General features: G+C 58.1%; 1 protein-coding gene. It reads right to left on the bottom strand.

The features are described from left to right. Nucleotides 1-297 precede the first annotated feature (297 nt). Entirely contained in the window at nucleotides 298-1,356 is a 1,059-nt protein-coding gene (locus AFK24_RS13000) for an IS110 family transposase (protein ID WP_080482144.1), read from the bottom strand. Between the last annotated feature and the right edge of the window lie 127 nt (nucleotides 1,357-1,483).

Below are 1,483 nucleotides of genomic sequence, written 5' to 3'. Positions count from 1 at the left end.
TCAGACAGATTGAGGTTGCCTTCTTCGGGGACAAGTCCCCTCCTATGTATGGACTCGCCCACACTTTCAACCTGCTTTTGAACACTGCTACCCGGTTGCATCTATGTATAAGGCCTGTTCGAGGAAGCATCATCGGCTTCTGGCCAACATTGGATAAGCTCGCGGTATGCCGATTACAGTAAGGCCTCAAAGGGCCAGTAGGAGGGCAGGCATCTATCCGCGACGGTCTGACCTGGGGTCAATGTTCTTCAGCAGCGGTTGAGGTGACTCAGCACCCCGGTGGCAGAACTCTGTCGATTAATGGCTCATCGTCGCCTCCTGGCAACCCGCTGGCTGGCGACGATAGGTCTGATCATTTTGCAGCAGCACCCAAACGATCCGCAGGTTGCGGTTGGCCAACCGTACCGCGGCTCCTTTTTGACCGTGGCGACTTAACCAGCGCCGCAAGCGGTGGTCATCCGGATGCTCCGAATCAGGCCGCACCTGCCTCAATACCGCGTGTGCCCCTTGAATAGCCAAGCTGCGCAGGTAGGCATCACCGCGTTTACACATTTTTCCCAGTCGAACTTTTTGCCCACTGCTGTTCTGTTCGGGCACCGTGCCGAAGTAGGCAGCAAACATTCGGGCATTGGCGAAACGCTCAGGCTCAGTCTGTTTGGCCAGAAGTGCCGTGGCGATGATCGGGCCGATACCGCGTACTGTCATCAGACGCTTCGCCGTCTCGTCTTCGCGCGCGGCAGCTTCCAGGCGCCCCGTCAGTACCTCGATGCGTTCACCCAGATGGCTCCACTCTCCCAGCATTTCAGCGATCAGTTCGCGCAACAGCTGCGGCAGTGGCTGGGTGGCATCTTCCAGTATTCGGGGGACATTTCGGCCAAGGATCGTTGCCCCCTGCGCCATGGCAATGCCATGTTCGAGCAACAAACCGCGCATCTGGTTACCCATTGCGGTGTGCCGCCTCACGTACCCTTGCCGGGCTCGATGCAGGGCCTGCATAGCCAATTGCGCTGTGCTTTTGATCGGCACTGCCGCAATGTTTTGGTCTCGGCCTGCGCGCAATATTGCCAGTACATCGTTGCGATCATTCTTGGCGCCGCTGCGGTGGTCGGCCACGTGTTGCGCCGGCAGAATTCTCGCCAGCTTGCCTTGTGTCTGGAGCAATCGCGCCCAGGCCTGCGCACCAGGGCCTGTTTCCATCAGCACCGTCACGCCGTTCGGCAGCTTGTGGAGGAACAGCAGAAAGGCTTCGCGTGACTTGATTCGGGCTTCGTAAATGACTTGGCCAAGGGCATCTTCCCCGGCCACCTGGAACACATTCTTGGCAAGATCTACCGCCACAGTCGAACACACAGACACATCGACTGGAGACGAATGAGTTTTGGTCGTATGCTTTTTCATGGGCTCGCCCTCGCTGTCGTTGGCTTCTTAAGAATGCCACCGTGGCGCTACAGACGCCTCGGCTTGGGCGAGTCCATCCAATTAC

This window comes from Pseudomonas syringae, assembly GCF_001698815.1.
GTDB classification, from domain to species: Bacteria; Pseudomonadota; Gammaproteobacteria; order Pseudomonadales; family Pseudomonadaceae; genus Aquipseudomonas; species Aquipseudomonas syringae_A.
The sequence above is the reverse complement of the archived record's forward strand: the minus strand, read 5'-3'. Positions and strand labels throughout refer to the sequence as shown.